Origin of the sequence: Streptomyces sp. NPDC057253 (assembly GCF_042669125.1) — a bacterium.
Classification (GTDB): Bacteria; Actinomycetota; Actinomycetes; order Streptomycetales; family Streptomycetaceae; genus Streptomyces.
Genome location: NZ_JBHUXV010000030.1, coordinates 18743 through 42583 on the forward strand (window position 1 = coordinate 18743; position 23841 = coordinate 42583).

At 69.3% G+C, this 23841-nt stretch carries 20 protein-coding genes and 1 tRNA gene; 14 read left to right on the top strand and 7 right to left on the bottom strand.

Annotated elements, in window-relative coordinates:
- Position 1: 1 nt before the first annotated feature.
- The 3 genes from frc (ACFULQ_RS18555) (at position 2) to ACFULQ_RS18565 (ending at position 2810) form a co-directional block, all read left to right on the top strand.
- Positions 2-1231 (top strand): formyl-CoA transferase, encoded by a 1230-nt coding sequence (frc, locus tag ACFULQ_RS18555; protein WP_383544956.1) that lies wholly within the window; start codon positions 2-4, stop codon positions 1229-1231.
- A gap of 29 nt (positions 1232-1260) precedes the next feature.
- Positions 1261-1818, top strand: coding sequence for a beta-class carbonic anhydrase (locus ACFULQ_RS18560; RefSeq protein WP_383544959.1), 558 nt, complete (start codon positions 1261-1263; stop codon positions 1816-1818).
- A gap of 191 nt (positions 1819-2009) precedes the next feature.
- Positions 2010-2810, top strand: a complete 801-nt coding sequence (locus ACFULQ_RS18565; RefSeq protein WP_383544960.1) for an acyl-CoA dehydrogenase family protein — start codon at positions 2010-2012, stop codon at positions 2808-2810.
- Between the two features lie 165 nt (positions 2811-2975).
- On the opposite strand, the gene ACFULQ_RS18570 is transcribed toward ACFULQ_RS18565, so the two are convergent.
- A complete protein-coding gene (locus tag ACFULQ_RS18570) occupies positions 2976-3665 on the bottom strand; it encodes a GntR family transcriptional regulator (RefSeq protein WP_383544963.1) in 690 nt (229 codons plus the stop codon).
- Positions 3666-3947: 282 nt separating this feature from the next.
- Between ACFULQ_RS18570 and ACFULQ_RS18575 the strand changes: the two genes are divergently transcribed.
- The 5 genes from ACFULQ_RS18575 to ACFULQ_RS18595 all read left to right on the top strand — a co-directional run bounded on the left by ACFULQ_RS18575 (position 3948) and on the right by ACFULQ_RS18595 (position 10144).
- The gene (locus ACFULQ_RS18575) at positions 3948-4427 is read left to right on the top strand and encodes an NAD(P)H-dependent oxidoreductase subunit E (RefSeq protein ID WP_383544965.1); all 480 of its coding nucleotides are present in this window, start codon (positions 3948-3950) and stop codon (positions 4425-4427) included.
- Positions 4424-6064: a formate dehydrogenase beta subunit gene (locus tag ACFULQ_RS18580; protein WP_383544968.1), complete on the top strand. Its 1641-nt coding sequence runs from the start codon at positions 4424-4426 to the stop codon at positions 6062-6064. The genes ACFULQ_RS18575 and ACFULQ_RS18580 overlap by 4 nt, the downstream gene beginning before the upstream one ends.
- Positions 6061-8877 (top strand): formate dehydrogenase subunit alpha, encoded by a 2817-nt coding sequence (fdhF, locus tag ACFULQ_RS18585; RefSeq protein WP_383544971.1) that lies wholly within the window; start codon positions 6061-6063, stop codon positions 8875-8877. Before ACFULQ_RS18580 ends, fdhF begins: the two co-directional genes overlap by 4 nt.
- Position 8878: 1 nt before the next feature.
- Positions 8879-9091, top strand: a complete 213-nt coding sequence (locus ACFULQ_RS18590; protein WP_383544973.1) for a formate dehydrogenase subunit delta — start codon at positions 8879-8881, stop codon at positions 9089-9091.
- Positions 9092-9208: 117 nt separating this feature from the next.
- On the top strand, positions 9209-10144 hold the full coding sequence (locus tag ACFULQ_RS18595) for a LysR family transcriptional regulator (RefSeq protein ID WP_383544976.1): 936 nt from the start codon (positions 9209-9211) through the stop codon (positions 10142-10144).
- A 34-nt stretch (positions 10145-10178) separates the two neighbouring features.
- Here the strand turns inward: ACFULQ_RS18595 and ACFULQ_RS18600 are convergent, their stop codons facing one another.
- Positions 10179-11762, bottom strand: a complete 1584-nt coding sequence (locus ACFULQ_RS18600; RefSeq protein WP_383544978.1) for a FadD7 family fatty acid--CoA ligase — start codon at positions 11760-11762, stop codon at positions 10179-10181.
- A gap of 254 nt (positions 11763-12016) precedes the next feature.
- Between ACFULQ_RS18600 and oxc the strand changes: the two genes are divergently transcribed.
- Together oxc and frc (ACFULQ_RS18610) are read left to right on the top strand one after the other, a co-directional pair.
- Positions 12017-13765, top strand: a complete 1749-nt coding sequence (oxc, locus tag ACFULQ_RS18605) for an oxalyl-CoA decarboxylase (protein WP_383544980.1) — start codon at positions 12017-12019, stop codon at positions 13763-13765.
- A 29-nt stretch (positions 13766-13794) separates the two neighbouring features.
- Entirely contained in the window at positions 13795-15051 is a 1257-nt protein-coding gene (gene frc, locus ACFULQ_RS18610; protein WP_383544982.1) for a formyl-CoA transferase, read from the top strand.
- A 61-nt stretch (positions 15052-15112) separates the two neighbouring features.
- Here the strand turns inward: frc (ACFULQ_RS18610) and ACFULQ_RS18615 are convergent, their stop codons facing one another.
- Positions 15113-15538: a PAS domain S-box protein gene (locus ACFULQ_RS18615; protein WP_383544985.1), complete on the bottom strand. Its 426-nt coding sequence runs from the start codon at positions 15536-15538 to the stop codon at positions 15113-15115.
- A gap of 161 nt (positions 15539-15699) precedes the next feature.
- On the opposite strand from ACFULQ_RS18615, the gene ACFULQ_RS18620 reads away from it, so the two are divergent.
- Positions 15700-15784: transfer RNA gene (locus ACFULQ_RS18620), tRNA-Leu, on the top strand.
- A 63-nt stretch (positions 15785-15847) separates the two neighbouring features.
- Here the strand turns inward: ACFULQ_RS18620 and ACFULQ_RS18625 are convergent.
- Genes ACFULQ_RS18625 through ACFULQ_RS18635 form a run of 3 tightly spaced genes read right to left on the bottom strand, consistent with a single transcriptional unit; the run spans position 15848 to position 19900 of the window.
- Positions 15848-16102, bottom strand: a complete 255-nt coding sequence (locus ACFULQ_RS18625; protein WP_383544987.1) for a hypothetical protein — start codon at positions 16100-16102, stop codon at positions 15848-15850.
- A 12-nt stretch (positions 16103-16114) separates the two neighbouring features.
- Complete coding sequence (locus ACFULQ_RS18630; RefSeq protein WP_383544990.1) at positions 16115-18262, bottom strand: UvrD-helicase domain-containing protein; 2148 nt, start codon at positions 18260-18262, stop codon at positions 16115-16117.
- Between the two features lie 45 nt (positions 18263-18307).
- On the bottom strand, positions 18308-19900 hold the full coding sequence (locus tag ACFULQ_RS18635; RefSeq protein ID WP_383544993.1) for a protein kinase: 1593 nt from the start codon (positions 19898-19900) through the stop codon (positions 18308-18310).
- Between the two features lie 223 nt (positions 19901-20123).
- On the opposite strand from ACFULQ_RS18635, the gene ACFULQ_RS18640 reads away from it, so the two are divergent.
- On the top strand, positions 20124-22208 hold the full coding sequence (locus tag ACFULQ_RS18640; protein WP_383544996.1) for an AIPR family protein: 2085 nt from the start codon (positions 20124-20126) through the stop codon (positions 22206-22208).
- Positions 22209-22222: 14 nt separating this feature from the next.
- Here ACFULQ_RS18640 and ACFULQ_RS18645 read toward each other — a convergent pair whose 3' ends face one another.
- The gene (locus ACFULQ_RS18645) at positions 22223-22660 is read right to left on the bottom strand and encodes an ATP-binding protein (RefSeq protein ID WP_383544999.1); all 438 of its coding nucleotides are present in this window, start codon (positions 22658-22660) and stop codon (positions 22223-22225) included.
- Between the two features lie 152 nt (positions 22661-22812).
- On the opposite strand from ACFULQ_RS18645, the gene ACFULQ_RS18650 reads away from it, so the two are divergent.
- Positions 22813-23649, top strand: a complete 837-nt coding sequence (locus ACFULQ_RS18650) for a helix-turn-helix domain-containing protein (protein WP_383545002.1) — start codon at positions 22813-22815, stop codon at positions 23647-23649.
- The gene (locus tag ACFULQ_RS18655) at positions 23646-23831 is read left to right on the top strand and encodes a DUF397 domain-containing protein (RefSeq protein ID WP_383545003.1); all 186 of its coding nucleotides are present in this window, start codon (positions 23646-23648) and stop codon (positions 23829-23831) included. Before ACFULQ_RS18650 ends, ACFULQ_RS18655 begins: the two co-directional genes overlap by 4 nt.
- The last annotated feature ends 10 nt before the right edge of the window (positions 23832-23841 follow it).

Genomic DNA, 23841 nt, shown 5'->3' on the forward strand with positions numbered 1-23841 from the left:
CATGACGTTGGCTCTTGATGGTGTGCGGGTGTTGGACATGACGCATGTGCAGTCGGGTCCGTCGGCGACGCAGTTGCTGGCGTGGCTGGGGGCGGATGTGGTGAAGGTGGAGGCGCCGGGCGGGGATGTTACGCGGGGGCAGTTGCGGGATGTGGCGGGTGCGGACTCGCTGTATTTCACGATGCTGAACTGCAACAAGCGCAGCATCACGCTGAATGTGAAGACGGAGCGGGGCCGGGAGATCCTGACGGCGCTGATCCGGGGTGCGGATGTGCTGGTGGAGAACTTCGCTCCGGGTGCGGTGGATCGTATGGGGTTTGCGTGGGAGCGGATCCGGGAGATCAACCCGAGGATGGTGTATGCCTCGATCAAGGGGTTCGGGCCGGGCCCGTACACCGGTTTCAAGGCGTACGAGGTGGTGGCGCAGGCGATGGGCGGCTCGATGGCGACGACCGGGTTCCAGGACGGGCCGCCGCTGGCGACCGGGGCGCAGATCGGTGACTCCGGCACCGGGGTGCATGCGGTCGCCGGGATCCTGGCCGCGCTCTTCCAGCGCGAGAGGACCGGCCGCGGCCAGCGGGTCAACGTCGCCATGCAGCACGCGGTGCTGAACCTGTGCCGGGTCAAACTCCGCGACCAGCAGCGCCTCGCGCACGGCCCGCTGGCCGAGTATCCGAACGAGGACTTCACCGACGAAGTCCCCCGTTCCGGGAACGCTTCGGGGGGCGGGCAGCCGGGCTGGGCGGTGCGCTGCGCGCCCGGCGGGCCCAACGACTACGTCTACGTCATCGTCCAGCCCGTCGGCTGGGCCCCCCTCGCCGCCCTGATCGGCCGCCCGGAGCTGGCCGAGGACCCCGAGTGGGCCACCCCGCAGGCCCGGCTGCCGAAGCTGGCGAAGATGTTCCAGCTGATCGAGGAATGGACCGCGACCCTGCCCAAATGGCAGGTCCTGGAAGAACTCAACCGGTACGACATCCCGTGCGGGCCGATCCTGTCCACCCGGGAGATCATCCAGGACACCTCCCTCGCCGACAACGACATGATCGTCGAGGTCGAGCATCCCGAACGCGGCACCTTCACCACCGTCGGCAACCCCCTCAAACTCTCCGACTCCCCCACCACCATCACCACCCCACCCCTCCTCGGCCAGCACAACCACGACATCTACATCGGCGAACTCGGCCTGGCCCAGGACGAGTTGCCGCAGCTCAAGGCGCAGGGCGTCATCTGACCGACACGACCGGAACGAGGTAGCCCCCCATGTCGACTTCAGCACCCCGAACCGCGACAGCGCCCCGGACCGCGACAGCGCCCCGGACCGCGACCGTCACCGACCGGCTCGTGGCAGCCAACCGTGCCTACGCCGCCGGATTCACCGACCCCGGTACGGACGCCCGCCCCGTCCTGCGCGTCGCCGTCGTCGCCTGCATGGACGCCCGACTCGACCTGCACGCCGCGCTGGGCCTGGAACTCGGTGACTGCCACACCATCCGCAACGCCGGGGGAGTGGTCACCGATGACACCATCCGCTCCCTGACGATCAGTCAGCGGGCGCTCGGCACCCGCAGCGTGGTGCTGATCCACCACACCGGCTGCGGACTCCAGACCCTGACCGAGGACTTCCGGCACGAGCTGGAGTTGGAGGTCGGCCAGCGCCCCGCCTGGGCGGTGGAGGCCTTCCGGGACGTCGACCAGGACGTACGGCAGTCCATGCAGCGCGTGCGCACGTCGCCCTTCCTGCCGCACACCGACGACGTACGCGGCTTCGTCTTCGACGTGACCACGGGGTTGTTGCGGGAGATCGCCCCGAACTCCTAGCAATTCAACGCCCGTTGGCGGGCGTGGGGTAGGTCGGCCGGGGCTAGTCGCCCCGGCCGACCTATGGGGCGATCTGCTGACATCCGGAAATTGCTCGGCCGGCCCTCTGGCGCAGCATCAACGCATGCAGAATACTGTATGCAATTATCGTTCGACAGTGGACCACCAGCCACTCCCAAGGGGGTCGCCCCGTGTCGTACCGCACCGCTCTCTCCGAAGCCCTGACCGGCGTCGTCGGACCCGCCGCCGAGGCGACCCGCGTCCAGGGCAGGTTCCCCCGCGGCGCCGTCACGGCCCTCGGACACGCGGGGCTCCTCGGCCTCACCGTCTCGGCCGAATTCGGCGGTGGCGGACTGGGGTTGAGCGAGGCCGCCGACGTCGTGACGCGGACCGCGCGCGTCTGCCCGGCCACCGCGGCCGTGCTCCAGTCCCACTACACGGCCGTCGCCGTCCTCGAGACGTACGGCGGCCCCTGGGTGCGCCGCGAGATCGCCGCCGGACGTCACCTCGCCAGTCTCGCGCTGGCCGAGTCGGAAGCAGGGGCCGGCGACGCCGGACCGGGAGCGGAGGCCCAGCTCCTGGCGCCGCGCTCCGTCGCCACCCACTCCGGTGGCGTGGTCGCCCTGCGTGGCCGCAAGCACGGGGTGCTCGCGGCGGGGGAGGCCGACACCTACGTCTGGTCCTCCCGCCCCCTCACCGCCGCGGACGGGCTGACGCTCTGGGCGGTACCGGCGCACGCCCCCGACCTGTTCGTCCCGGCCCGCCCCGGCGCCGCAGGGCCGCGCGGCAGCGGGACGTCCACCGTCTTCGCCGACCCGGTGCTGGTACCGGCCGAGGCGATGCTCGGCACCGACGGCGCCGGCCTCGACCTGGTGCTGCGCACGGTCCTGCCGTGGCTCCTCGAACTCCGGGCCGCCGCGCAGACGTTCCCCCCACCGACCCTCGCCCCGGAGCGCCCCCGCCACCGGGCCGACTCCCTCGCAGCGTCCTGAACCATGCGAGGGGAACAACGTCACCTGCAGCGCCAAGATCTACGGCATCGGGATCCGCACCCGCATAGGGCTCGGCACCTGCATAGAGCTCGGCACCCGCATAGGGCTCGGCACCCGCATCCGCATCGGCGTCGCCCCCGGCCTGGGCGCCAACCCCGGCAGGGGCTAAGCCCCCTTCTCCGTCGCCGCGATCTGCCTGCGGTAGAAGTCGGTCGTGCGCTCGGTGTGCGCGCGCATGACCTCGCCCGCGCGGTCGGCGTCACCCTTGGCGATGGCCTTGATGAGCTGCGAGTGCTCGTTCCAGGCTTCCCTGCCGCGAGGCCTGGCGATGGGGGTGTAGTACCAGCGGACCTTCTGGCCGACCTGGGCGATCAGTTCGGCCAGCACGGCGTTGTCGGCCAGGACCGTGATGAAGTCGTGCAACGCGGTGTTGGCCGCGACCAGCCGCTCGACATCGCCGTCGGCGAGAGCGGCGACGCCGTCCAGCTGAAGTTCATCAAGACGGGTGATGTCCTCGGGCTTCGCGTTCTTGGCGGCGAGCTGCGCCGAGTAGGTTTCCAGGACCGACCGCACACCGAGCAGCTGGGCGGCCTCCTCCTCGGTGGGGGAGTGCACGAAGGCCCCCTGGGCGGGACGCAGATCGACCCAGCCGGCGGTCTGGAGCCGCTGCAACGCCTCCCGCACCGGCTGACGGCTGACACCGAGGTGCTCGGCGAGCTCGGCCTCGACCAGATGCTGACCGGGCTTGAGGGAGCCGTTGACGATGAGCTCGGTCAGGGCGTCGTACACGGCCTGACGCAGCGGTGCCGGGCGGGTGACGCGCCGGGACGCGGCGGCCGTGAGTGCCTCGCGCATGGTGGTCCCGTTCTGCCGCCGGGGTCGCGGGCGGCGGCTGTGGCGAGTGGAGGCCGACCGGAGGGTTGCCGACGGCCGCGTCAGCATACAGGTTTTCGTATGCAACATGGCGTCCCGTCCATGCCGATCCCAGGCGCCCCATGGCGGCCGCCCACTCGGGTCCGTCGCCACGGCCGAGTCCGTCGCCACGGCAGGGTTGTGTATACAGAAGTCTGTATGGAGTATTGGCTACGTCTCCTGCACCACTCGCCGGGGACCCGCGTGACGGAAGGCGAAGCGATCATGACGACCAGCGGGAGCGATGTGACGGTCGAGAGCGTGGTCCGGAGGGTGGTGGCCCGTCACCGCGGCGAGCGCGGACCGCTGCTGCCCGTACTGCACGCCCTCCAGGCCGAGTTGGGCCATGTGCCGCAGGAGGCGGTGCCGGTGCTCGCCGAGGAGCTCAACCTCTCCCGGGCGGACGTCCACGGAGTGGTGACCTTCTACCACGACTTCCGTCGCGAGCCCGCGGGCCGCACCACCGTGCGCATCTGTCGCGCCGAGGCCTGCCAGGCGCTCGGCGCCGACCAACTCGTCCACTACGCACGCGAGTCGGGGCTGACGCTGGGCGAGACGACCCCCGACGGTTCGGTCACCGTCGAGCAGGTCTTCTGCCTCGGCAACTGCGCGCTCGGCCCGTCCGTGGAGGCCAACGGACGTCTGTACGGCCGCGTCGGCCCCGCCCGACTGGGCGCGATCCTCAACGGGACGGTCTCCTCATGAACAACCCCCCGCACGCCACCCCCTCCACCGCCTCCACGGCCTCCACGGCCACGGTGTACGTCCCCCGCGACTCCGCCGCCAGGTCCGTCGGCGCCGACGAGGTCGCCCAGGCGCTCCAACTCGCCGCGTCCCGGGGAGACTTCACCCTGGACGTCGTACGCAATGGATCGCGCGGCATGCTCTGGCTGGAGCCCCTGGTCGAGGTGGTGACGCCCCAAGGGCGTATCGGCTACGGCCCCGTGGCCCCCGAGGACGTCGACGGACTCCTCGCCGGGGGCATGCTCGACGGGGCCGACCACCCCCTGCGGCTCGGCGTCGTCGACGAACTCCCCTGGCTGGCGCGCCAGAACCGGGTCACCTTCGCCCGCGTCGGCGTCACCGACCCCCTGTCGACCGAGGACTACGAGGCGCACGGCGGCCTCGCCGGACTGCGCGCCGCCCTGGAGTCGGCCCCCGCGGACGTGGTCGCCGAGGTCACCGCGTCCGGACTGCGCGGCCGCGGCGGCGCCGGCTTCCCGGCCGGCATCAAGTGGAAGACGGTCCTCGACTGCCCGGACGAGCTGAAGTTCGTCTGCTGCAACGCCGACGAGGGCGACAGCGGCACCTTCGCCGACCGCATGGTCATGGAGGGCGACCCCTTCATGCTGATCGAGGGCATGACGATCGCCGCGCACGCGGTCGGAGCGAGCGAGGGCTACCTCTACATCCGCTCCGAGTACCCCGACGCGATCGCCACGATGCGCCAGGCCATCGGGATCGCACGCGAGCACGGCTGGCTCGGCAGGAACATCCTCGGCTCCGCCCTCGACTTCGACCTGCGCGTCCGCGTCGGCGCCGGCGCGTACATCTGCGGCGAGGAGACCTCCATGCTGGAGAGCCTGGAGGGCAAGCGCGGCATGGTCCGCGCGAAACCGCCGATCCCGGCGATCGAGGGCCTGTTCGGCAGACCGACCGTGGTCAACAACGTCCTCACCCTCGCCACCGTGCCCGTCGTCATGGCCGAGGGAGCGCAGGCGTACGAGCGCCTCGGCGTCGAACGCTCCCGCGGCACCCAGGTGTTCCAGCTCGGCGGCAACATCGCGCACGGCGGCATCGTGGAGACCGCCTTCGGCATCACCCTGCGCGAGCTCATCGAGGAGTACGGCGGCGGCACCCACTCCGGACGCCCGATCCGCACCGCGCAGGTGGGTGGTCCCCTCGGGGCCTATCTGCCGGAGTCGATGTTCGATCTCCCCATGGACTACGAGGCGTTCGCGGCCGCCGGTGCGATGGTCGGGCACGGCGGGGTGGTCGTCTTCGACGAGACCGTCGACATGGCCGCGCAGGCCCGCTTCGCGATGGAGTTCTGCGCCGAGGAGTCCTGCGGCAAGTGCACACCCTGCCGGGTCGGCGCGGTGCGCGGCGTCGAGGTGATCGACAAGATCGTCGCGGGCACCCACCGGGACGAGAACCTCGCCCTGCTGGAGGACCTCTGCGACCTGATGACCGAGGGCTCGCTGTGCGCGATGGGCGGGCTGACCCCGCTGCCCGTGCGCAGCGCCCTCACCCACTTCCCCGACGACTTCCTCGGCGGCCGTCGACTCCTGGACATCCAACCCGTACAGGCGAACGGCCGCAGGGCGGAGGGCACGGCATGACACTCCTCAAGGAACCCGACTTCGGCACACCGGAAAGGCCGGGACCGGCGACGGTGAGCGTGGAGGTGGACGGCTTCCCGGTGACCGTCCCCGAGGGCACCTCGGTGATGCGCGCGGCCGCCCAAGCGGGCGTCGACATACCGAAGCTGTGCGCCACCGACAGCCTGGAGGCGTTCGGCTCCTGCCGGTTGTGCGTGGTCGAGATCGACGGCCGGCGCGGCACCCCGGCCTCCTGCACGACTCCCTGCGCCGACGGAATGAAGGTCAGCACCCAGACCCCGAAGGTGGAGAAGCTCCGCCAGGGCGTCATGGAGCTCTACATCTCCGACCACCCCCTGGACTGTCTGACCTGCCCCGCCAACGGCGACTGCGAACTCCAGGACATGGCGGGGGTGGTGGGCCTTCGGCAGGTCCGCTACGGCTACGAGGGCGAGAACCACCTCGACGCCGAGAAGGACACCTCCAACCCCTACTTCGACTTCGACCCGTCCAAGTGCATCGCCTGCTCCCGCTGCGTCCGCGCCTGCGGCGAGGTCCAGGGCACCTTCGCGCTCACCATCGAGGGCCGCGGCTTCGACTCCAAGGTTTCACCGGGCGCGGGGGAGTCCTTCATGGACTCCGAGTGCGTCTCCTGCGGAGCCTGTGTCCAGGCCTGCCCGACCTCCACCCTCCAGGAACGCTCGGTCGTCGAACTCGGCATGCCCACCAGGTCAGTTGTCACCACGTGCGCGTACTGCGGCGTCGGCTGCTCCTTCAAGGCCGAGCTGCGCGGCGACGAACTCGTGCGCATGGTGCCCTACAAGGACGGCGGCGCCAACGAGGGCCACTCCTGCGTGAAGGGCCGGTTCGCCTTCGGCTACGCCACCCACCCCGACCGCATGCTCAAGCCCATGGTGCGCGACCGCATCACCGACCCCTGGCGGGAGGTCGAGTGGGACGAGGCGATCGGCACGGTCGCCCGCCGCATGCGCGAGATCCAGGACCGGCACGGCGCCGGCGCGATCGGCGCCATCACCTCCTCGCGGTGCACCAACGAAGAGGTCTACGTCGTGCAGAAGATGGTGCGCGCGGCCTTCGGCAACAACAACGTCGACACCTGCGCCCGCGTCTGCCACTCCCCGACGGGCTACGGACTCAAGCAGACCTTCGGCGAGTCGGCCGGCACCCAGGACTTCCGCTCGGTCGCCGAGGCCGACGTCATCGTGGTGATCGGCGCCAACCCCACCGACGGGCACCCGGTGTTCGCCTCCCGGATGAAGCGACGGCTGCGCGAGGGCGCGAAGCTGATCGTCGTGGACCCGCGCCGCATCGACCTCGTCCGCTCCCCGCACATCGAGGCCCAGCACCACCTCCAGCTGCGGCCGAGCACCAACGTGGCCGTCGTCAACGCGATGGCCCACGTGGTCGTCACCGAGGGCCTCGTCGACCGGTCCTTCGTGGACCAGCGGTGCGAAGGCTTCGACGAGTGGGCCGAGTTCATCGCCCGCCCGGAGAACAGCCCGGAGGCGGTCGAGGAGATCACCGGAGTGCCGGCCGCCGACCTGCGCGCTGCCGCACGGCTGTACGCCGAAGCGCCCAACGGCGCCATCTACTACGGCCTCGGCGTCACCGAACACAGCCAGGGCTCCACCATGGTCATGGGAATGGCCAACCTCGCGATGGCGTGCGGCAACATCGGCCGTGACGGCGTCGGCGTGAACCCCCTGCGCGGCCAGAACAACGTGCAGGGCTCCTGCGACATGGGATCCTTCCCGCACGAACTCCCCGGCTACCGGCACGTCTCCGACGACGCGGTCCGTACCGTCTTCGAGAACCTGTGGGGCGGAACCCTCCTCGCGGAGCCGGGACTTCGCATCCCCAACATGTTCGACGCGGCCATCGACGGCACCTTCCGCGGTCTGTTCGTGCACGGTGAGGACATCGCCCAGTCCGACCCCAACCTGGGGCACGTCACCGCCGCCCTCGAAGCGATGGAACTCGTCGTCGTCCAGGACCTGTTCCTCAACGAGACCGCCAAGTTCGCCCACGTCTTCCTGCCCGGCGCCTCCTTCCTGGAGAAGGACGGCACCTTCACCAACGCCGAGCGCCGCATCAACCGGGTGCGCTCGGTGATGAAACCGAAGACGGGCAAGCACGAGTGGCAGATCGTCAGCGAGATCGCCACCGCCATGGGCTATCCGATGTCCTACGACCATCCCGGCCAGATCATGGACGAGATCGCCTCGGTCACCCCGACGTTCACGGGGGTCTCCTTCGAGCTGCTCGACAAGCTCGGCAGCGTCCAGTGGCCGTGCAACGAGGAGGCACCCGAGGGCACGCCCATCATGCACGTGGACGAATTCGTGCGCGGCAAGGGGAAGTTCGTGGTCACCTCGTACGTGCCGACCAACGAGCGCAGCACCCGGCGCTTCCCGCTGGTCCTCACCACCGGGCGCATCCTCAGCCAGTACAACGTCGGCGCCCAGACCCGCCGTACCGGCAATGTCGCCTGGCACCCCGAGGACATCCTGGAGCTGCACCCGCACGACGCCGAGGTCCGCGGCATCAACGACGGCGACATGGTCACCCTGGCCAGCCGCGTCGGGCAGACCACCCTGCGCGCGGAGATCTCCGACCGCATGCCGACCGGGGTCGTGTACACCACGTTCCACCACCCCGTCACCGGCGCCAACGTGGTCACCACCGAGAACTCCGACTGGGCGACCAACTGCCCGGAGTACAAGGTGACCGCCGTACAGGTGGCCCTGGCCCGTCCGGACCGGTCGAGCGACACCGCGGCCGCCGGCAACGACCTGGTGACGGTGGTGGACTGAGATGACAGCGACCGTGCCGTCGGAGTGCCGGATGGCCAACGACATCGCCCGGAACCTCGGCCATCTGCCCGGGGAGGAGGCCGCCGAGGCCATCGCGGGCCACATCGGAAGGTTCTGGGACCCGCGGATGCGCACTCGGCTCCACGCGTTCGTCGACGCCGGCGCTGAGGGGCTCGACCCGCTGGTGGTGGCCGCCGTGAAGCTTCTGGGCTGACGTGTGCTGTCTCCTCCCTGTACATCACCCCACACTGCATACAGTATGGAGTCAGTGATCTCAGGGGCCCGGTGATCCCGCGGGCCCAGTGATCTCATGGGCAGGGAGGAGACGCTCATGCTGTTCCGGCAGCTCGAATACTTCGTGGCGGTGGCGAGGGAACGGCACTTCGCCCGGGCGGCGGAGACCTGTTACGTCTCCCAGCCCGCGCTCTCGGCGGCCATCGCCAAGCTGGAGCGGGAGCTGAACGTCACGCTGATCAACCGCGGCCACAACTACCAGGGCCTCACCCCCGAGGGCGAGCGGCTCGTGGTGTGGGCCAAGCGGATCCTCGCCGAACAGGACGCGTTCAAGGCCGAGGTGGCCGCCGTGCAGTCCGGCATCACGGGGACGCTGCGACTCGGCACCGACCCCACCGCGTCCACGACCCTCGCCCTGCCCGTGGCCGCGTTCTGCGCGGCGCACCCGCTCGCCAAGGTCCAGGTCCGCTCACGGCTGTCGACGAAGGAACTGCACCGGCAGTTGCGCGACTACGAACTGGACGTCGCCATCGCCCACTTCGACCCGGACGACCGCGAGGGCCTCCAGATCGTCCCCCTCTACCAGGAGCGCTACATGCTCCTGGTCTCGGACGAGCAGCTGGTCGCCCAGTCCACCACCGTGACCTGGGCCGACGCGGCCCAACTGCCGCTCGCGCTGCTGACCCCCGACATGCGCATCCGGCAGATCGTGGACACCGTGTTCGCGGAGAAGGGGTTCGTGGTGACCCCGCAGGTCGAGACGGACTCGATCGCCTCGCTCTACGCGCACGTGGGCGGCGGCGGCTGGGCGAGCATCGTGCCGCACACCTGGCTGCGCGCGATGCCGGTGGTGGGCCGGACCAGAGCCCTGCCCCTGGTCGACCCGGAGGCCGGCGCCCAGGTCTCGGTGGCGATCCACGCGGCCACCCCCGGCTCGGTCGCCGCCCGCGCCTTCGTCAACGCGGCGACGGGCCTGTCCCTGGACGACTTCTTCGCCCGCCCCCTGCCGGCCGCCGAGCACCGCGTGCACTGACCACCGCTGTCCTACCGCTGTCATGCCGCTGTCCTCACCGCGCATACCGCGCCTGTACGGCTTTCCGGTCCAGCCCTCCCTTGGCCGTGTACGGCAGCGCGGCGACCACCTCCAGGTGGTCCGGCACCTCGAACGGCGCCAGGTGCTCCCGGCAGTACCGCAGGATCTCCGCGCGTCCGGCGCCGTCCCCCTCCCGCACCACCACGGCCGCCCCGACCCGCTGCCCGTACACGGCGTCCGGCACCGCGAACACCGCCGCCTGCGCGACCCCCGGGCAGCCGGTGAGGATGTCCTCGACATGTTCGGGCGAGATCTTCTCGCCGCCCCGGTTGATGAGGTTCTTGAGCCGCCCGGTCAGCGACAGATACCCGTCCTCGTCCAGGGTTCCCAGGTCACCGGTGCGCAGCCGGCCGCCGACGAAGGTCCGGGCCGACTCCTCGGGATCGGCCAGATAGCCCCGCGCGACCGTGGGCCCCTGCACCCACACCTCGCCCTCGACGCCGGGCGGGCACGGTCGCCCGTTCCCGTCCGTGATCCGCACCTCGACGCCGGTCGGCCGGCCCACCGACCCCTGCCGGAGCGCTCCCCGCTGCGGCAGCGGTTCGCTGGTCGCCTGGTGCGTGGACTCGGTCATGCCGTAAGCGGACAGCAGGGGCGCCCCGAAGGTCCGCTCCAGCGCCCGCTGCGTCGCGGTGTTCAGGGGCGCGCTGCAACTCCGTACGAACTTCAGCGGCGTGGCCTGCGGCCCCGGGTGGTCCCGCTCCGACCGTTCGAGAAGGATCTCGTGGATCGCGGGCACCGCGGTGAACCAGGTGGCGCCCGCGGCCCGCATGTCGTCCCAGAACGTGCCCGCCGAGAACCGTCCCCGCTCCGGCAGCAGCACACAGCCCCCGCTCGCCAGCGAGGCCAGCAGCGCCGCGAACAGCCCGTGGCCGTGGAAGAGCGGCATCACCGCGACCGTCGCGTCCCCGGGGCCCAACTCGTAGGTGGCGCAGATGTTCTGGACGGAGGCGGCCACATTGGCGTGGGTCAGCGGAACCATCTTCGCCCGGGCGGTGGTCCCGGCGGTGAACAGCACAAGGGCGTCCCGCTCCGACAACTCGCCAGAAGCAGCGGTTCCTTGGGGGTTCCGGCACGCCGTGGTCTCCAGCACCACCGTCGCCGTACCCGCACCGGAGACGTCCACCCGCAACGGCCACGCGGGCACCGGCAGCGCGACGGTGCCGGACACGGCCGCATCGAGGAGGACGGCCCGTGCGCCCAACCCCGCCACTCGCGCCGCGAGTTGAGGTTCCGGCAGCGCCGGATCCAGGGGAGCCGCGACCAGCCCGGCCCGCGCCGCGCCGAGCAGCGCCACGACGAACTCCGCGGTGTTGGCGCAGATCAGCCCGACGGCGTCCCCGGGCCGCAGCCCCGCCCCACCCAGCCGCGCGGCCACGTCGTCGGCCAGGGCGGCGAGCACCCGGTACGACAGCTGCACGCGTGCGCCGGTCACCACGAGGGCCCCGGCGGAAGGGCGTTCACGCACCTGCCGGTCGAGGAGATCGGCGAGGCCCGAGACCTGCACAGGCCGGTACAGGTTCGCGTCGCGCACGGATGCCGCGGCCGGAACGGCCATGACCCCACCCCCTCGCACAGCTTCGACGAAACATCCTCTGCGAGCGTGCGGTGGCCCCCGGTGCGCGTCCAATACCCGCTGGCGAACACCCGATAGCAGCTGTCTATCAAGACAGTTGCGGGGCCTCCCACCTGCTGTCGATAGACGCCGTTTATCGGCTGGTCGCCGATGGGTCTTGGACGCGGACGAGCGCGCTGCGGATGGTGAGAGAAGTAGCCGCTCCGGCAGGACCTGCCCAAGGAGGACCTCGGACCATGACCGCTCCCTCGACCCTGGAGACCGCGGCAGCAGCCGACGTTCCGACCGAGCTGACCGACGGGTACCACCTGGTCGTCGACGCACTGAAGCTGAACGACGTCGACACCATCTACGGCGTCGTCGGCATCCCGATCACCGACCTGGCCCGTCTCGCCCAGGCGCAGGGCATCCGCTACATCGGCTTCCGCCACGAGAGCAACGCCGGACACGCGGCGGCCATCGCCGGCTACCTCAACAAGAGGCCCGGCGTGGCCCTCACGGTCTCGGCCCCCGGCTTCCTCAACGGCCTGGTCGCCCTCGCGAACGCGACCACCAACTGCTTCCCGATGGTGCAGATCTCCGGCTCCAGCGAGCGCCACCTCGTCGACCTCAAGCAGGGCGACTACGAGGAGATGGACCAACTCGCAGCCGCCCAGCCCTTCGTGAAGGCCGCCTACCGGGTCAGCCGGGTGGAGGACATCGGCCGCGGCATCGCCCGCGCCCTGCGCACCGCGATCTCCGGGCGCCCCGGCGGGGTCTACCTCGACATCCCCGCCGCGGTGCTCGGTTCCATCATGCCCAAGGCGGAGGGCGACCGGACGCTGAGCCGTCTCGTCGACCCCGCCCCGCGCCAGCTCCCGGCGCCGGAGGCCGTGGACCGCGCGATCGAGCTCCTCGCCTCCGCCGAACGCCCGCTGGTGGTGCTGGGCAAGGGCGCCGCGTACGCCCAAGCCGACGCGAAGGTGCGGCAGTTCATCGAGTCCACCGGCATCCCCTACGTACCGATGTCGATGGCGAAGGGCCTGCTGCCCGACGACCACCCGCAGTCGGCGGCCACCGCGCGTTCGCTCGCGCTGAAGAAGGCCGACGTGGTGATGCTGATCGGCGCCCGCCTCAACTGGCTGCTGGGCCACGGCCAGACGGGCTGGAACCCGGACGCCAAGTTCGTCCAGATCGACATCGACCCCAAGGAGATGGACAGCAACCAGCCCATCTCCGCGCCGCTCGTCGGCGACATCGAGTCGGTGCTCGACGCGCTCGCCGAACGCACCAAACCCGGCCAGATCACGGCCCCTTCGGCCTGGCGCGAGGAGCTCGGGGCGCGCTCGGCGCGGAACGTCGCCAAGATGGCCAAGCGGCTGGAGGCCGACCCGCACCCCATGCAGTTCATGGGCGCGCTGAAGGCCGTACGGGACGTCGTGCGTCAGCACCCGGAGACGTACATCGTCAACGAGGGCGCCAACGCCCTGGACATCGCGCGAAACGTCATCGACATGCACGTGCCGCGCCACCGCCTCGACAGCGGCACCTGGGGCGTCATGGGCATCGGCATGGGCTACGCGATCGCCGCGGCCGTCGAGAGCGGCGCCCCGGTCGTGGCCATCGAGGGGGACAGCGCCTTCGGGTTCAGCGGTATCGAGATCGAGACGATCTGCCGCTACAAGCTGCCCGTCGTCACCGTGATCATGAACAACGGAGGGGTCTACCGGGGCGACGACACCAACCCGTACGACGACGAACCCTCGCCCACCACCCTCATGTCGGCGGCCCGGCACGACCTGCTCATCGAGTCGTTCGGCGGCAAGGGCTACCGCGCCACCACCCCCGCCGAGGTCACCGCGGCCCTCACCGAGGCCCTCGCCCTGGGCGGCCCGGCGCTCATCGACTGCGTGATCGACCCCTCGGCCGGCACCGAGAGCGGCCACATCTCGCACCTCAACCCCAAGGGCATCACCGTCGGCAACATCACGCCGGCCGCCAAGTGACCACGTAACTTCACGAAAAGGAAGCACACATGAGTGAAAAGCCGCTCGCCGGAATCAAGGTGATCGACTTCACCGGGGTCCAGGCCGGTCCCGCCTGCACGCAGATGCTCGCCTGGTTCGGCGCCGACGTCCTCAAGGTGGAGCGCCCCAACGGCGGCGATGTGACGCGCCGTCAGCTCAGGGACATCGAGGACCTGGACGCGCTCTACTTCACGATGCTCAACAGCAACAAGCGCTCCCTGGCCATCAACACCAAGACCGCCGAGGGCAAGGAGGTCCTGGAGAAGCTCATCCAGGACGCCGACGTCCTGGTGGAGAACTTCGCCCCGGGCGCCCTGGACCGCATGGGCTTCACCTGGGAGCGCATCCAGGAGCTCAACCCGCGCCTCATCTTCGGCTCGGTGAAGGGCTTCAACGACCAGTCGTCCTGGAACGACCTCAAGGTCTACGAGAACGTCGCCCAGTGCGCGGGCGGCGCCGCCTCCACCACCGGTTTCTGGGACGGCCCGCCCACCATCTCCGGCGCCGCCCTCGGCGACACCAACACCGGGATGCACCTGGCGATCGGCATCCTCACCGCGATCATCGACCGGAACAAGACCGGCCGGGGCCAGAAGGTCTCCGTCTCCATGCAGGACGCCGTCCTCAACCTCTGCCGCGTCAAGCTCCGCGACCAGCAGCGCCTGGAGCGGGTCGGCTACCTGGAGGAGTACCCGCAGTACCCCAACGGCGAGTTCACCGACGTCGTCCCGCGCGGCGGCAACGCGGGCGGCGGCGGCCAGCCCGGCTGGGTGCTCAAGTGCAAGGGCTGGGAGACCGACCCGAACGCGTACATCTACTTCACCGTCCAGGAGCAGAACTGGAAGCGCACCGCCGAGGTGATCGGCCACCCCGAGTGGGCCGAGGACCCGGAGTACGCGACCGCCCGCGCCCGCCAGTCGCACATCTTCGAGATCTTCGAGGAGATCGAGAAGTGGCTCGCGGACAAGACGAAGTACGAGGCGGTGAACATCCTGCGGGAGTGGGAGGTGCCCTGCGCCCCGGTGATGAGCATGAAGGAGATCGCCTACGACGAGGACCTGCGCAGGAGCGGCACGGTCGTCGAGGTCGAGCAGAAGGGCCGCGGCACGTATCTGACCGTCGGCAGCCCGGTGAAGTTCTCCGGGTTCACGCCGGAGATCGTGGGCGCCCCGCTGCTGGGTGAGCACAGCTCCGAGGTGCTGGTCGAGCTGGGGTACGACGAGGAGACGATCGGTCGCCTCAAGGAGAGCGGCGTCATCGTCTGAGCGACACGCCGAAGGGGCCGTGACCTGGGCGGGTCACGGCCCCTTCGGCATGGTCCGGAGCTCAGACGGACGCCTCGGCCCGCCGCCGCATCAGCTCCCGCTCCCGCTCGCGCCGCGCGGTGACGTCCCGGATCACCGCACCGCAGTAGCTGCTGCCGTCGGGCCCCGACAACAGCACCACGCTGAACTCGATGGACAGCTTGCGGCCGTCCGCCGCCAGCGCCGGAACGTTCAGCAGATCCGCGTCCCCGTACTTGCTGTACCCGCGCTCCATGGCCGCCTCGAAGCCGTCCTGGTGCCGCTTGCGGTGCCGCTCGGGGATGATGATGTCCAGGCTTCGCCCCGCCACGTCGGCCGCGGGGAACCCGAAGATGCGCTCCGCGCCCCGGTTCCAGTAACGGATCAGACCTTCGCTGTCGATGATCACTATGCCGTCGGGCGCCTGAGCTGCCATGCCCAGCACCACCGCGGAATCCAGATCTTCCATGTCGCCTCCGAGCCGGGGCCGTTTGGGTGGGCAATAGTATACAGAATACTGTCGTCACAGCCCCAGGTCGGACGGATATGCAGGTGAAGGGCGCTCCGAAAGCTTGGTATTGTTGTCCATGTCGCCCCGGGGAACACCTCCGTCAAGGCGGCAGACACCTGGTCCGGGTGGCGGAATGGCAGACGCGCTAGCTTGAGGTGCTAGTGCCCTTTATCGGGCGTGGGGGTTCAAGTCCCCCCTCGGACACTCGCTATAACGATACGCAATCGAGGGCCTCGACCTAACGGTCGCGGTCCTCGTCGCGTTGTCCTAAGCGATGGTGATCCCCAGGGCCTCGTAGAGCGGCCCTTTCTTGTCGGCGTCGGCGGCTTGGATACGCTGTGCGATGTTACCGAGTCTCTCGGTGATCGCCTTGATCTGGTCGGCGGTGAGGGGTGATTCCTTCTTCTGGTTGACGGCGGGCAGCGCGTCGAGCTTCTTGTGCGCCGCGTCCTTGTCCCGTTGAGCCTCGTTGATCCACTGGGTGACGACGGCCGGATCGGCTCCGGCGTCGAGGAGTTCCACCTTGCTGGGGGATCACGGAGTGAGCCCCGCCTCTTGCAGGAACGGGCTCGGTCTGCCGGACCAGGACACATACAACTGCTCGCGGGCCCGTGTGCAGGCGACGAACAGCAGGCAGCGTTCGCTGAGCAGATCCGTTCCGTGCTGGATTGCATCGACATCACGCGGTGTAACCGCCCTCGGGTAGGGAACGGCGCCCTCGTTCACGCCGAAGACGGCGATGCAGCGGAACTCGAGGCCCTTGAAGGCGTGCATGGTGCCCACTGCCACCTCGTCGGCGTCGTCTATGGAGTCGGCGCGCAGCCTGCGCGCAGGGATGCCGGCCTTAGACAGCCGGCTCACGACCACCCCGAGACCCCGGTTGAAGCGGGTGGCGACGCCGATCTCTCCCGGTCTCACCCCAGAGGCGATCCACTCGCGAACCTGTTCCGCCAGCGCCTCCAGTTCCTCGTCCTGCCGCTCGGTGTCGTGGGTCAGTGGCGTACCGCCGTGGAGCGCAGACCGGTAGCCGAGGAAGGTCTCCTCCTTCGCGTCGTCGGCGAGTTCACCGATCGGTCGCCGGGCCAGCAAGGAGACCGCCCAGCCAAGGATCTCCTGCGTGCTCCGGTAGTTCTTGCGCATCTTGGTGGACCGCCCGGAGACCTTGATGCCGAGGGCCTTGAGCGAGACCTTCGCGTCGTAGATCCGCTGGTGCGGGTCGCCCGCGATGAACAGATCGTCGGGGCACTCGGGGACGGCGGCGCGCAGCAGTCGCCACTGCGCTGGATGAAGGTCCTGGGCCTCGTCCACGACAATATGGCGGTACAGCGGTCCTGCAGCCGTCAGGGAACGGGCTGCCTCGGCTGCGCGCTGGAGGTAGGTACAGCGCTTGTTCTTGGCGAGCAGCTCCTCGAAACGCTCGACTGCCTGCCACACCAGAGGCTTTCGGTCGGACGGCAGGGCGCTGCCACGGCCGCGCCGCTGTGCTGCCTGATACGCGCCCTGGCTGGACAGGTCCTGGGCGAGCACCACGTGCCGGTACTCCTGTGCCAGAAACTGGGCGGTCCACGGCAGCCCCTGCTCGTCGATGACACGGTTCCAGTACTGCTCTTCCTCGCCGCCGTTCAGCGGAGTGAGGGCGGGAGCATCTGCGCGTGTGGCTGTCCGGTGTGCGAATGCGTCGACCGTGCACACGTCGACGCGGTCGAGCAACTGCGGGTCGTCCACCAACTGCCGCAGGCCGGAACGCAGCGCGTGGACGAGCGCATTCGTGTACGTGGTGAGCAGGATCCGCTCACCGTCGCGCAGATGACCCAGCAAATACCGAACCCGGTGCAGCGCCACGACCGTCTTGCCGGTCCCGGGTCCGCCGGTGACCTGGGCGGGACCGGAGTAACTGGGCCGGTACGCGACCCGGTGCTGGGAGGGGTGGAGGAAGACCCGCCACGCCGCGAACGGTTTCTCCAGGATGTCCTGAAGCTCTTCCGACGCCGTGACCAGCGCAATGCGGGAGCGCGCATTGCGGATAGCGGTGTCGTAGTCGTGGGCGTCGGTGGGCCGTGCACCGGACGGGGCCCGGTATGCCACGACCTCCTGCCAGACCTGCTGGACGGAGAAGCCCTCCGCGAGGAACTCCAGTACCTCGCGCTGGTCCGCGGGCAGATACGGGGCGAACAGCTCCAGCTGCTCCTTGTCGACGAAACTGCGCGCCCGGCGAAGGGTGTCGTCGTCGACGCCGAGGGACCTCAGCTCCTTGTTGCTGATGTGGTCCAGCAGACGTCGGTCCGGGGACTCGGCGGCCACCCGCTCGGCAGCCGGGGCGAGCTCCTCCAGCATGCCGGCGTCGCGGATCTCCACGGCCCGGGTGACCGCGTTGATGCTGGACTTCTGCTTCTTCGCCCAGACGATCGCCGCGTCGTGCTGCATCACCTTGAGGAGGACGAAGATCTCCCCCGAGTCGGGGGCGAGGACGACACCACGCCAGAAATCGGTGATGCGGATGGTGCGGATATGCGGGTCGCGGGCGTTCTTCAGCGACTCCAGTTTCAGCCCTGGATCCTTGAACAACTGCTGGAGCGAGAACCGTTCGAACTTCTCCCAGGCTTCGAAGACCCCCTTCTTCACAGGAGGCTGCAGCTTGTGGAGCTCTGCGCAGAAGCCGATGTCGAAGGCGAGGTGCGGCACCGTCGGCTCCTGTCGGTTTGTTGGGGGATGGGAGGAAGGGCCGGATCAGTGGCCAGTGCCGCCGGTGAGTTCGATACGGGTCAGAAGCTCGCGGACGCGCTGGGCCTCCGGGCTCACCGGGTCCAGGTGGTGCAGCAGGCCGCGCAGCACCTCGGCGGCCTCGCGCACGCGGTGCAGCGCAAGCAGCAGATCGGCGATCTTCTGCTGGAGAGCGAGGGTCTCCTCGTGACCCGCACCTGGCAGCAACGCGCGGTACGCGTCGAGCGCCTGCTCATGCTCACCGAGCACGGCGTGACACAGCGCGATCTGCTGCCGATACTCGCGCATGTCCTCGCTCTCCGGCCCTTCCACCCCGGACACAACCGACGCGAGCAGCCGGAGGGCGCTGAGCGCTCGACGGTAGTCGCCGCCCGCGAGCAGTACGGCGGCGTGCACGCGTCGAGTCTCCACCAGCCGCGGGTCGTCCGGGCGAGCTTGGTCGAGGATCTCCTCGAGCACTCCTGCGGCCTGCGAGTACCGCTCCTCCTCGAAGAGCCGCACGGCGTGCTCTTCGGCTTCCTGGATCTCTTCCCCGCTGACGTGCGGCGCGGCGAACGCGGGCGTGGACACGGTGGCCGGGGCGGGCGGAGGAGCGGCGGACCAGTCCAGGACGGTCGGCGGATGGGGTGCAAGGGGCCCGGCGGCCGACCCCGGCTTCGCCTTCGGGGCGAGCGGGGTGCGGTACGGGCGAGTCGGATCCGCGACACCTGCCGGTACGGGCGCGTCGGCACCGCCACTCGCCGGGAGATACGGCACGAGGCGCTCATAGACGTCCTGCGCAGCGTCCGGCCGGTCCTCAGGAGCCTTCGCCAGAAGGTCCAGTACGAGCTGCTCCAGCCCCGCCGGCACCTCGGGCCGCAGCGCGCGCAGCGGCACCGGCTCGTCGTGGACATGCTGCAGTGCGGGATCGCTGTTGCCGTCGAAGACCTTCTCCCCGGCGACCATCTCATGCAGGACGCACCCGAGGGCGTACAGATCGCTGCGGGGGCTCACACCGACACCGAGGAACTGCTCCGGCGCCATGTACTCGCGGGTACCGACCATGCGGCCGGTCTCGGTGATCTGCGTGACGTCCGTCCCGAGCACCGCGGCGACCCCGAAGTCGAGTACCTTCACCCGCCCCTCGGCATCGATCATGATGTTGCTGGGCTTGAGGTCCCGGTGCACCACGGGCACGGCGTGCGCGTACGACAGGACGGAGCAGATCTGGGCGGCGACGGACACCGCCCAGTCGACGGGCAGCGCGCCATGCTCGGCGAGGATGTCGCGCAGATCCTGGCCGCGCACCAGCTGCATGACGAGGTAGAGCTCGGCCACGGCGCCGGGGGAGTCGGCGGGCTTGTCGATCGCCGCGTCGTACACGGCTGGCACACCCGGATGCTCGATCTTCGCCGTGACCTTCGCCTCGCGCCGGAACCGGCTGATCAGCTCGGCCCGTTGGGCCGCCGTATGAGTCTTCTCGGCACGGATCTGCTTGATGGCAACGGGCCGGTCGAGGACGGTGTCGTACCCCTCCCACACCAGCCCCATCCCGCCGGGCATGGGCAGCGCCTTCAGTTCGTACCGGTCCGCGATACGTCTCGGATGCTGCGCCGTCATGCCGGATGGCCTCCCCGTGGTCGTTTGCCGATCAGTGTGGAGGGTGAGGCGGCGTCAGGTCCAGCCGATGGGCTGGCCGTCGGCCATTGCCGGGTGCGCCCTGTGATGGTCGGGCTAGGCTTGACATGCGCGGAACGGCACAGCTGAATGAGCGTCACCGGGGAGAGCGATGAGCGGGGCGGGGCAGGGACCTGTGAGGACGACGACACTGGAGCTGCATCAGATGCGTGTAGCTCTGGCCCAGGCGTACCGAGGGCTCATCGACGAGAGCGATCTGCAGCGGAACTCTGAGCCGGAGCGGGAACGGGCCTTCCTGTCCCGGGCCGTGGCGGCCACGGCGATACGCCGGGTGACGGGCTGGGAGCCCAAGGCATGCGCCGAGGCGGTGATCGACGGCAGCGACGACAACGGCATCGACGCGGTCGCCGTCAAGGACGGCGCCCAGGTGTGGCTGGTTCAGGCCAAATGGAGCGACAAGGGGACGGCAGGTTTTCACACGGACGCTGCCCGCGCCTTCGTGGACGGACTGAGGCTGCTGGAGCAGCGGCAGTTCGACGCCTTCAACGACAAGCTGCAGCCGTTCACGCCTCTTCTCGACTCTGCGATGGGGGACCCCAACCTCAAGATCAACCTGATCATCGCGGTCGTCGGGAATGATCCCCTCAGTTCTCACACCACCGCGATCCTCGAGCGCGCGGTCGAGGACCATCACGGTCATGGACCGATGCTGAGTTATCAGCGCATGGGAACCGGGGAGCTGCTGCGGCAGCTCCGGGAGGACCGCACACCGGATCCGGTGAACGTTACGGTGAAGATGCCGAAGTGGATCCACCGAGACATCCCTTTCCCGGCGTACCAGGGAAGCGTAGCGGCCAGGGACATCGCCGGGTGGTACGACGACCACGGTGCTCGGCTCTTCTCGCAGAACATCCGGCAGTCACTGGGGCTGACGCGTATCAATTCCGGCATCGAGAAGACTCTTACCGAGGAGCCGGAAAACTTCTGGTACTTCAACAACGGCATCACGATCCTGTGCGACAGGATCGAGCCCTATTACCCGGACAGGCGGCACCCCGCCTATCCGGTGGAGCTCCGGCTCACCCATGTCAGCGTGGTCAACGGGGCCCAGACCGTCACCTCCATCCACAAGGCGATGCAGGTGACGCCGGACAACGTTGAGGACGCCGACGTGATGGTCCGCGTCATCTCCCTGGGCGACGAGCGCGTCGACTACGCCTCCAAGATCACCGAGACGACGAACACCCAGAACGACGTCTCCCGGCGGGACTTCATCGCCCTCGACGAGACGCAGGCCCTCATCCGCGAGGACTTCGACCTCACCCTGGGCAAGACCTACGTGTACAAGCGCGGCGAAGCCGATCCCGCACCGGACTCCGGTTGCTCGGTCGTGCACGCGGCCATAGCTCTCGCCTGCGCCCGCCGCACGCCCGAGCTGGCCGTACGAGCCAAGCGGGACACCGACCTGCTCTGGGAGAGGGGCGACGGGGGAGCGTACCCGCGTCTCTTCGGCGAGGTTCCGAGTGCCTTCCGCATCTGGCGCTGTGTCCAGATCCAACGGGAGGTCGGCAAGGCACTCGATGCCCTGCGACGCAAGCGGCTGCGGGGACGCGCCCAGGACGCCGCGCAGCGCGGTGATCTTCTGATCACCCACCTGGTCTTCCAGCTGCTTGACCTGGCAGACATCGACGAGCCGGGTTACCCGCTGGATTCCGTACTGAAGTCCGTCCCGGATGTGACCGAATCCGTTCTGTCGTGGCTGATCTACCGGGTGGACGCGACCTACGGCACCACGTCGTTCCTCGGGAGCACCTTCACCAACGAGACGCGGTGCCGGGAGCTCGCCAGGATCGTGCCCCAAGACGTGCGGGGCGGGGCGCCGGTGCCGATGCTGCCGGACAACTACCAGCCGCCCGCCCAGCAGAAGCGCCGGCGCCGTCGGCCCAATGTCGTCCCCACTCTCGTGAACGCCGGAATCATCAAGGATGGGACGCCGCTGACGTATGTCCCGTACAACGACCCGGAGAAGAGAGCGACGAAGGACTGGCTTGCCGCGGACGAGCGCCGCTCGCAGGTCCGGTGGCAGAACGATCGCACCAAGCCGCTCCTCTGGTCCTACGACGGTGTTGCCTACTCGGCCAGCGGACTTGTCACCCGTATCTGGGAGCTCGCTGGCTGGGAGGAGGCTCCTGTCGCGGTGCAGGGGCCGGCGCGCTGGGTACTCGACGGCAAGCACAGTCTGTGGCAGCTGGCCAAGCAGTGGCTGGACGCCCAGGAGGAAGAGGTCTGACGAGAGTCGTTTCGTCAGGAGGTCTCCGCTTCCAGGGCGCACTCCGCCCAGACCGTCTTGCCGACGCAGCGGCGGGGCTCCACGCCCCAGCGGGTGGCGAGCGCGTCGACCAGGAGGAGGCCTCGGCCGGCCTCACTGTCCGGGGGCCAGGACACGACGGTGGTACACGGAAGGTGGTCGCCTCGGGCGTCCGACACCGCGATGCGGAGGACATGGCCGGAGTGGGTCAGGGCGAGCTCGAAGTCCCGGCCGCGGACGCGACCATGGGTCACCGCGTTTGCGGCGAGCTCGGCGACGAGGGCGGCCGCGGTGTCGGAGGGGGTCGAGCCGTAGGGCAGTCCCCAGGCATCGAGTTGCTGCAGGGCGAGGAGACGGGCAAGGCGCGCGCCCTTGGGGGTAGAACTGAAGCGCTGAGTGAACACACGTACGGTGACGGAGGTGTGGGGTGGCATAACTCCACGGTCCCGCTGCTGGAGGGTGGGTGACCAGCCGCGACACTCGTACTGCGGGGTCTGTACGGGTTCGCGGGGTGGACAGTACGCGTAACAGGCCGTGACCATATACGAGTTGGGCGGGGCACGGCGCGTGTGTGGAGGTGCCTGTTATGGCGGGCAACAACGGTGGCGGCAGCGGTGAGCCGGAGACGTCGGAGGCACTGAAGACCTTTGGTGCAGTGCTGAAGGCCCTGAGGGACAAGGCGGGTCTGACGCAGGAGGAGTTCGCTCCGAGGGTCCAGTACTCGACGCACTACGTCGCGTCGATTGAGCAGGGGCGCCGCTTTCCCCCGAAGGATCTGGTGGAGCGGGGCGAGGAAGTCCTCGACGCTGGTGGGGTGTTGAGGGCGGCGGCCCGGCATCTGACGCGGAGGGTGGGGCTGGCTTCTTGGTTTCGGCAGTGGGCGGCCATTGAGGAAGATGCGATCAGCCTGTACGCGTATGAGTGCCGGGTGGTGCCGGGGATGCTGCAGCCGGAGGCGTACGTCAGGGCCGTCTTCGACGCCAGCTTGCCACCGCTTACGGAGGAGCAGATCGAACGGCAGGTGACGGCCAGGCTGGAACGGCAGAAGCTGCTCATCGAGCGGCGTAACACTGCCTTCAGCTTCATCGTCGAGCAGGCCTTGATGGAGCGGCAGACCGGCGGCAAGGAGGTGACGCGCATCCTCATCGACCATCTGCTGGAGGTGGGCGGATTACGGAACGTTGAGGTGCAGATCATGCCAACCGAACGTCCCGATCACGCCGGTCTCGACGGGCCGATGTACCTCGCGGAGACAACGGATCACCAATGGGTCGGATACGCGGAAGGGCAGAAGCACAGCGAGCTGATCACTGCTCCGAACGCAGTGAGTGCACTGCTCCAGCGTTATGGGAAAATGCGCTCGCAGGCCCTCGGCCGGGAGGCCACCATCAGCCTGCTGGAGCAGATGCGAGGAGCGCGATGAGCACCACCGAGCTGGCCTGGTTCAAGAGTAGCTACAGCGGTACTGAGGGCGACAACTGTGTTGAGGTGGCGGTAGCCCCCACCACGGTCCATGTCCGGGACTCGAAGGACAAGCAGGGCTCGCAGCTGGCTGTGGACCCCGCCGCCTGGATGGTGTTCGTCGCGCACGCGTCGGAGAGCTGAGTCACGGCGT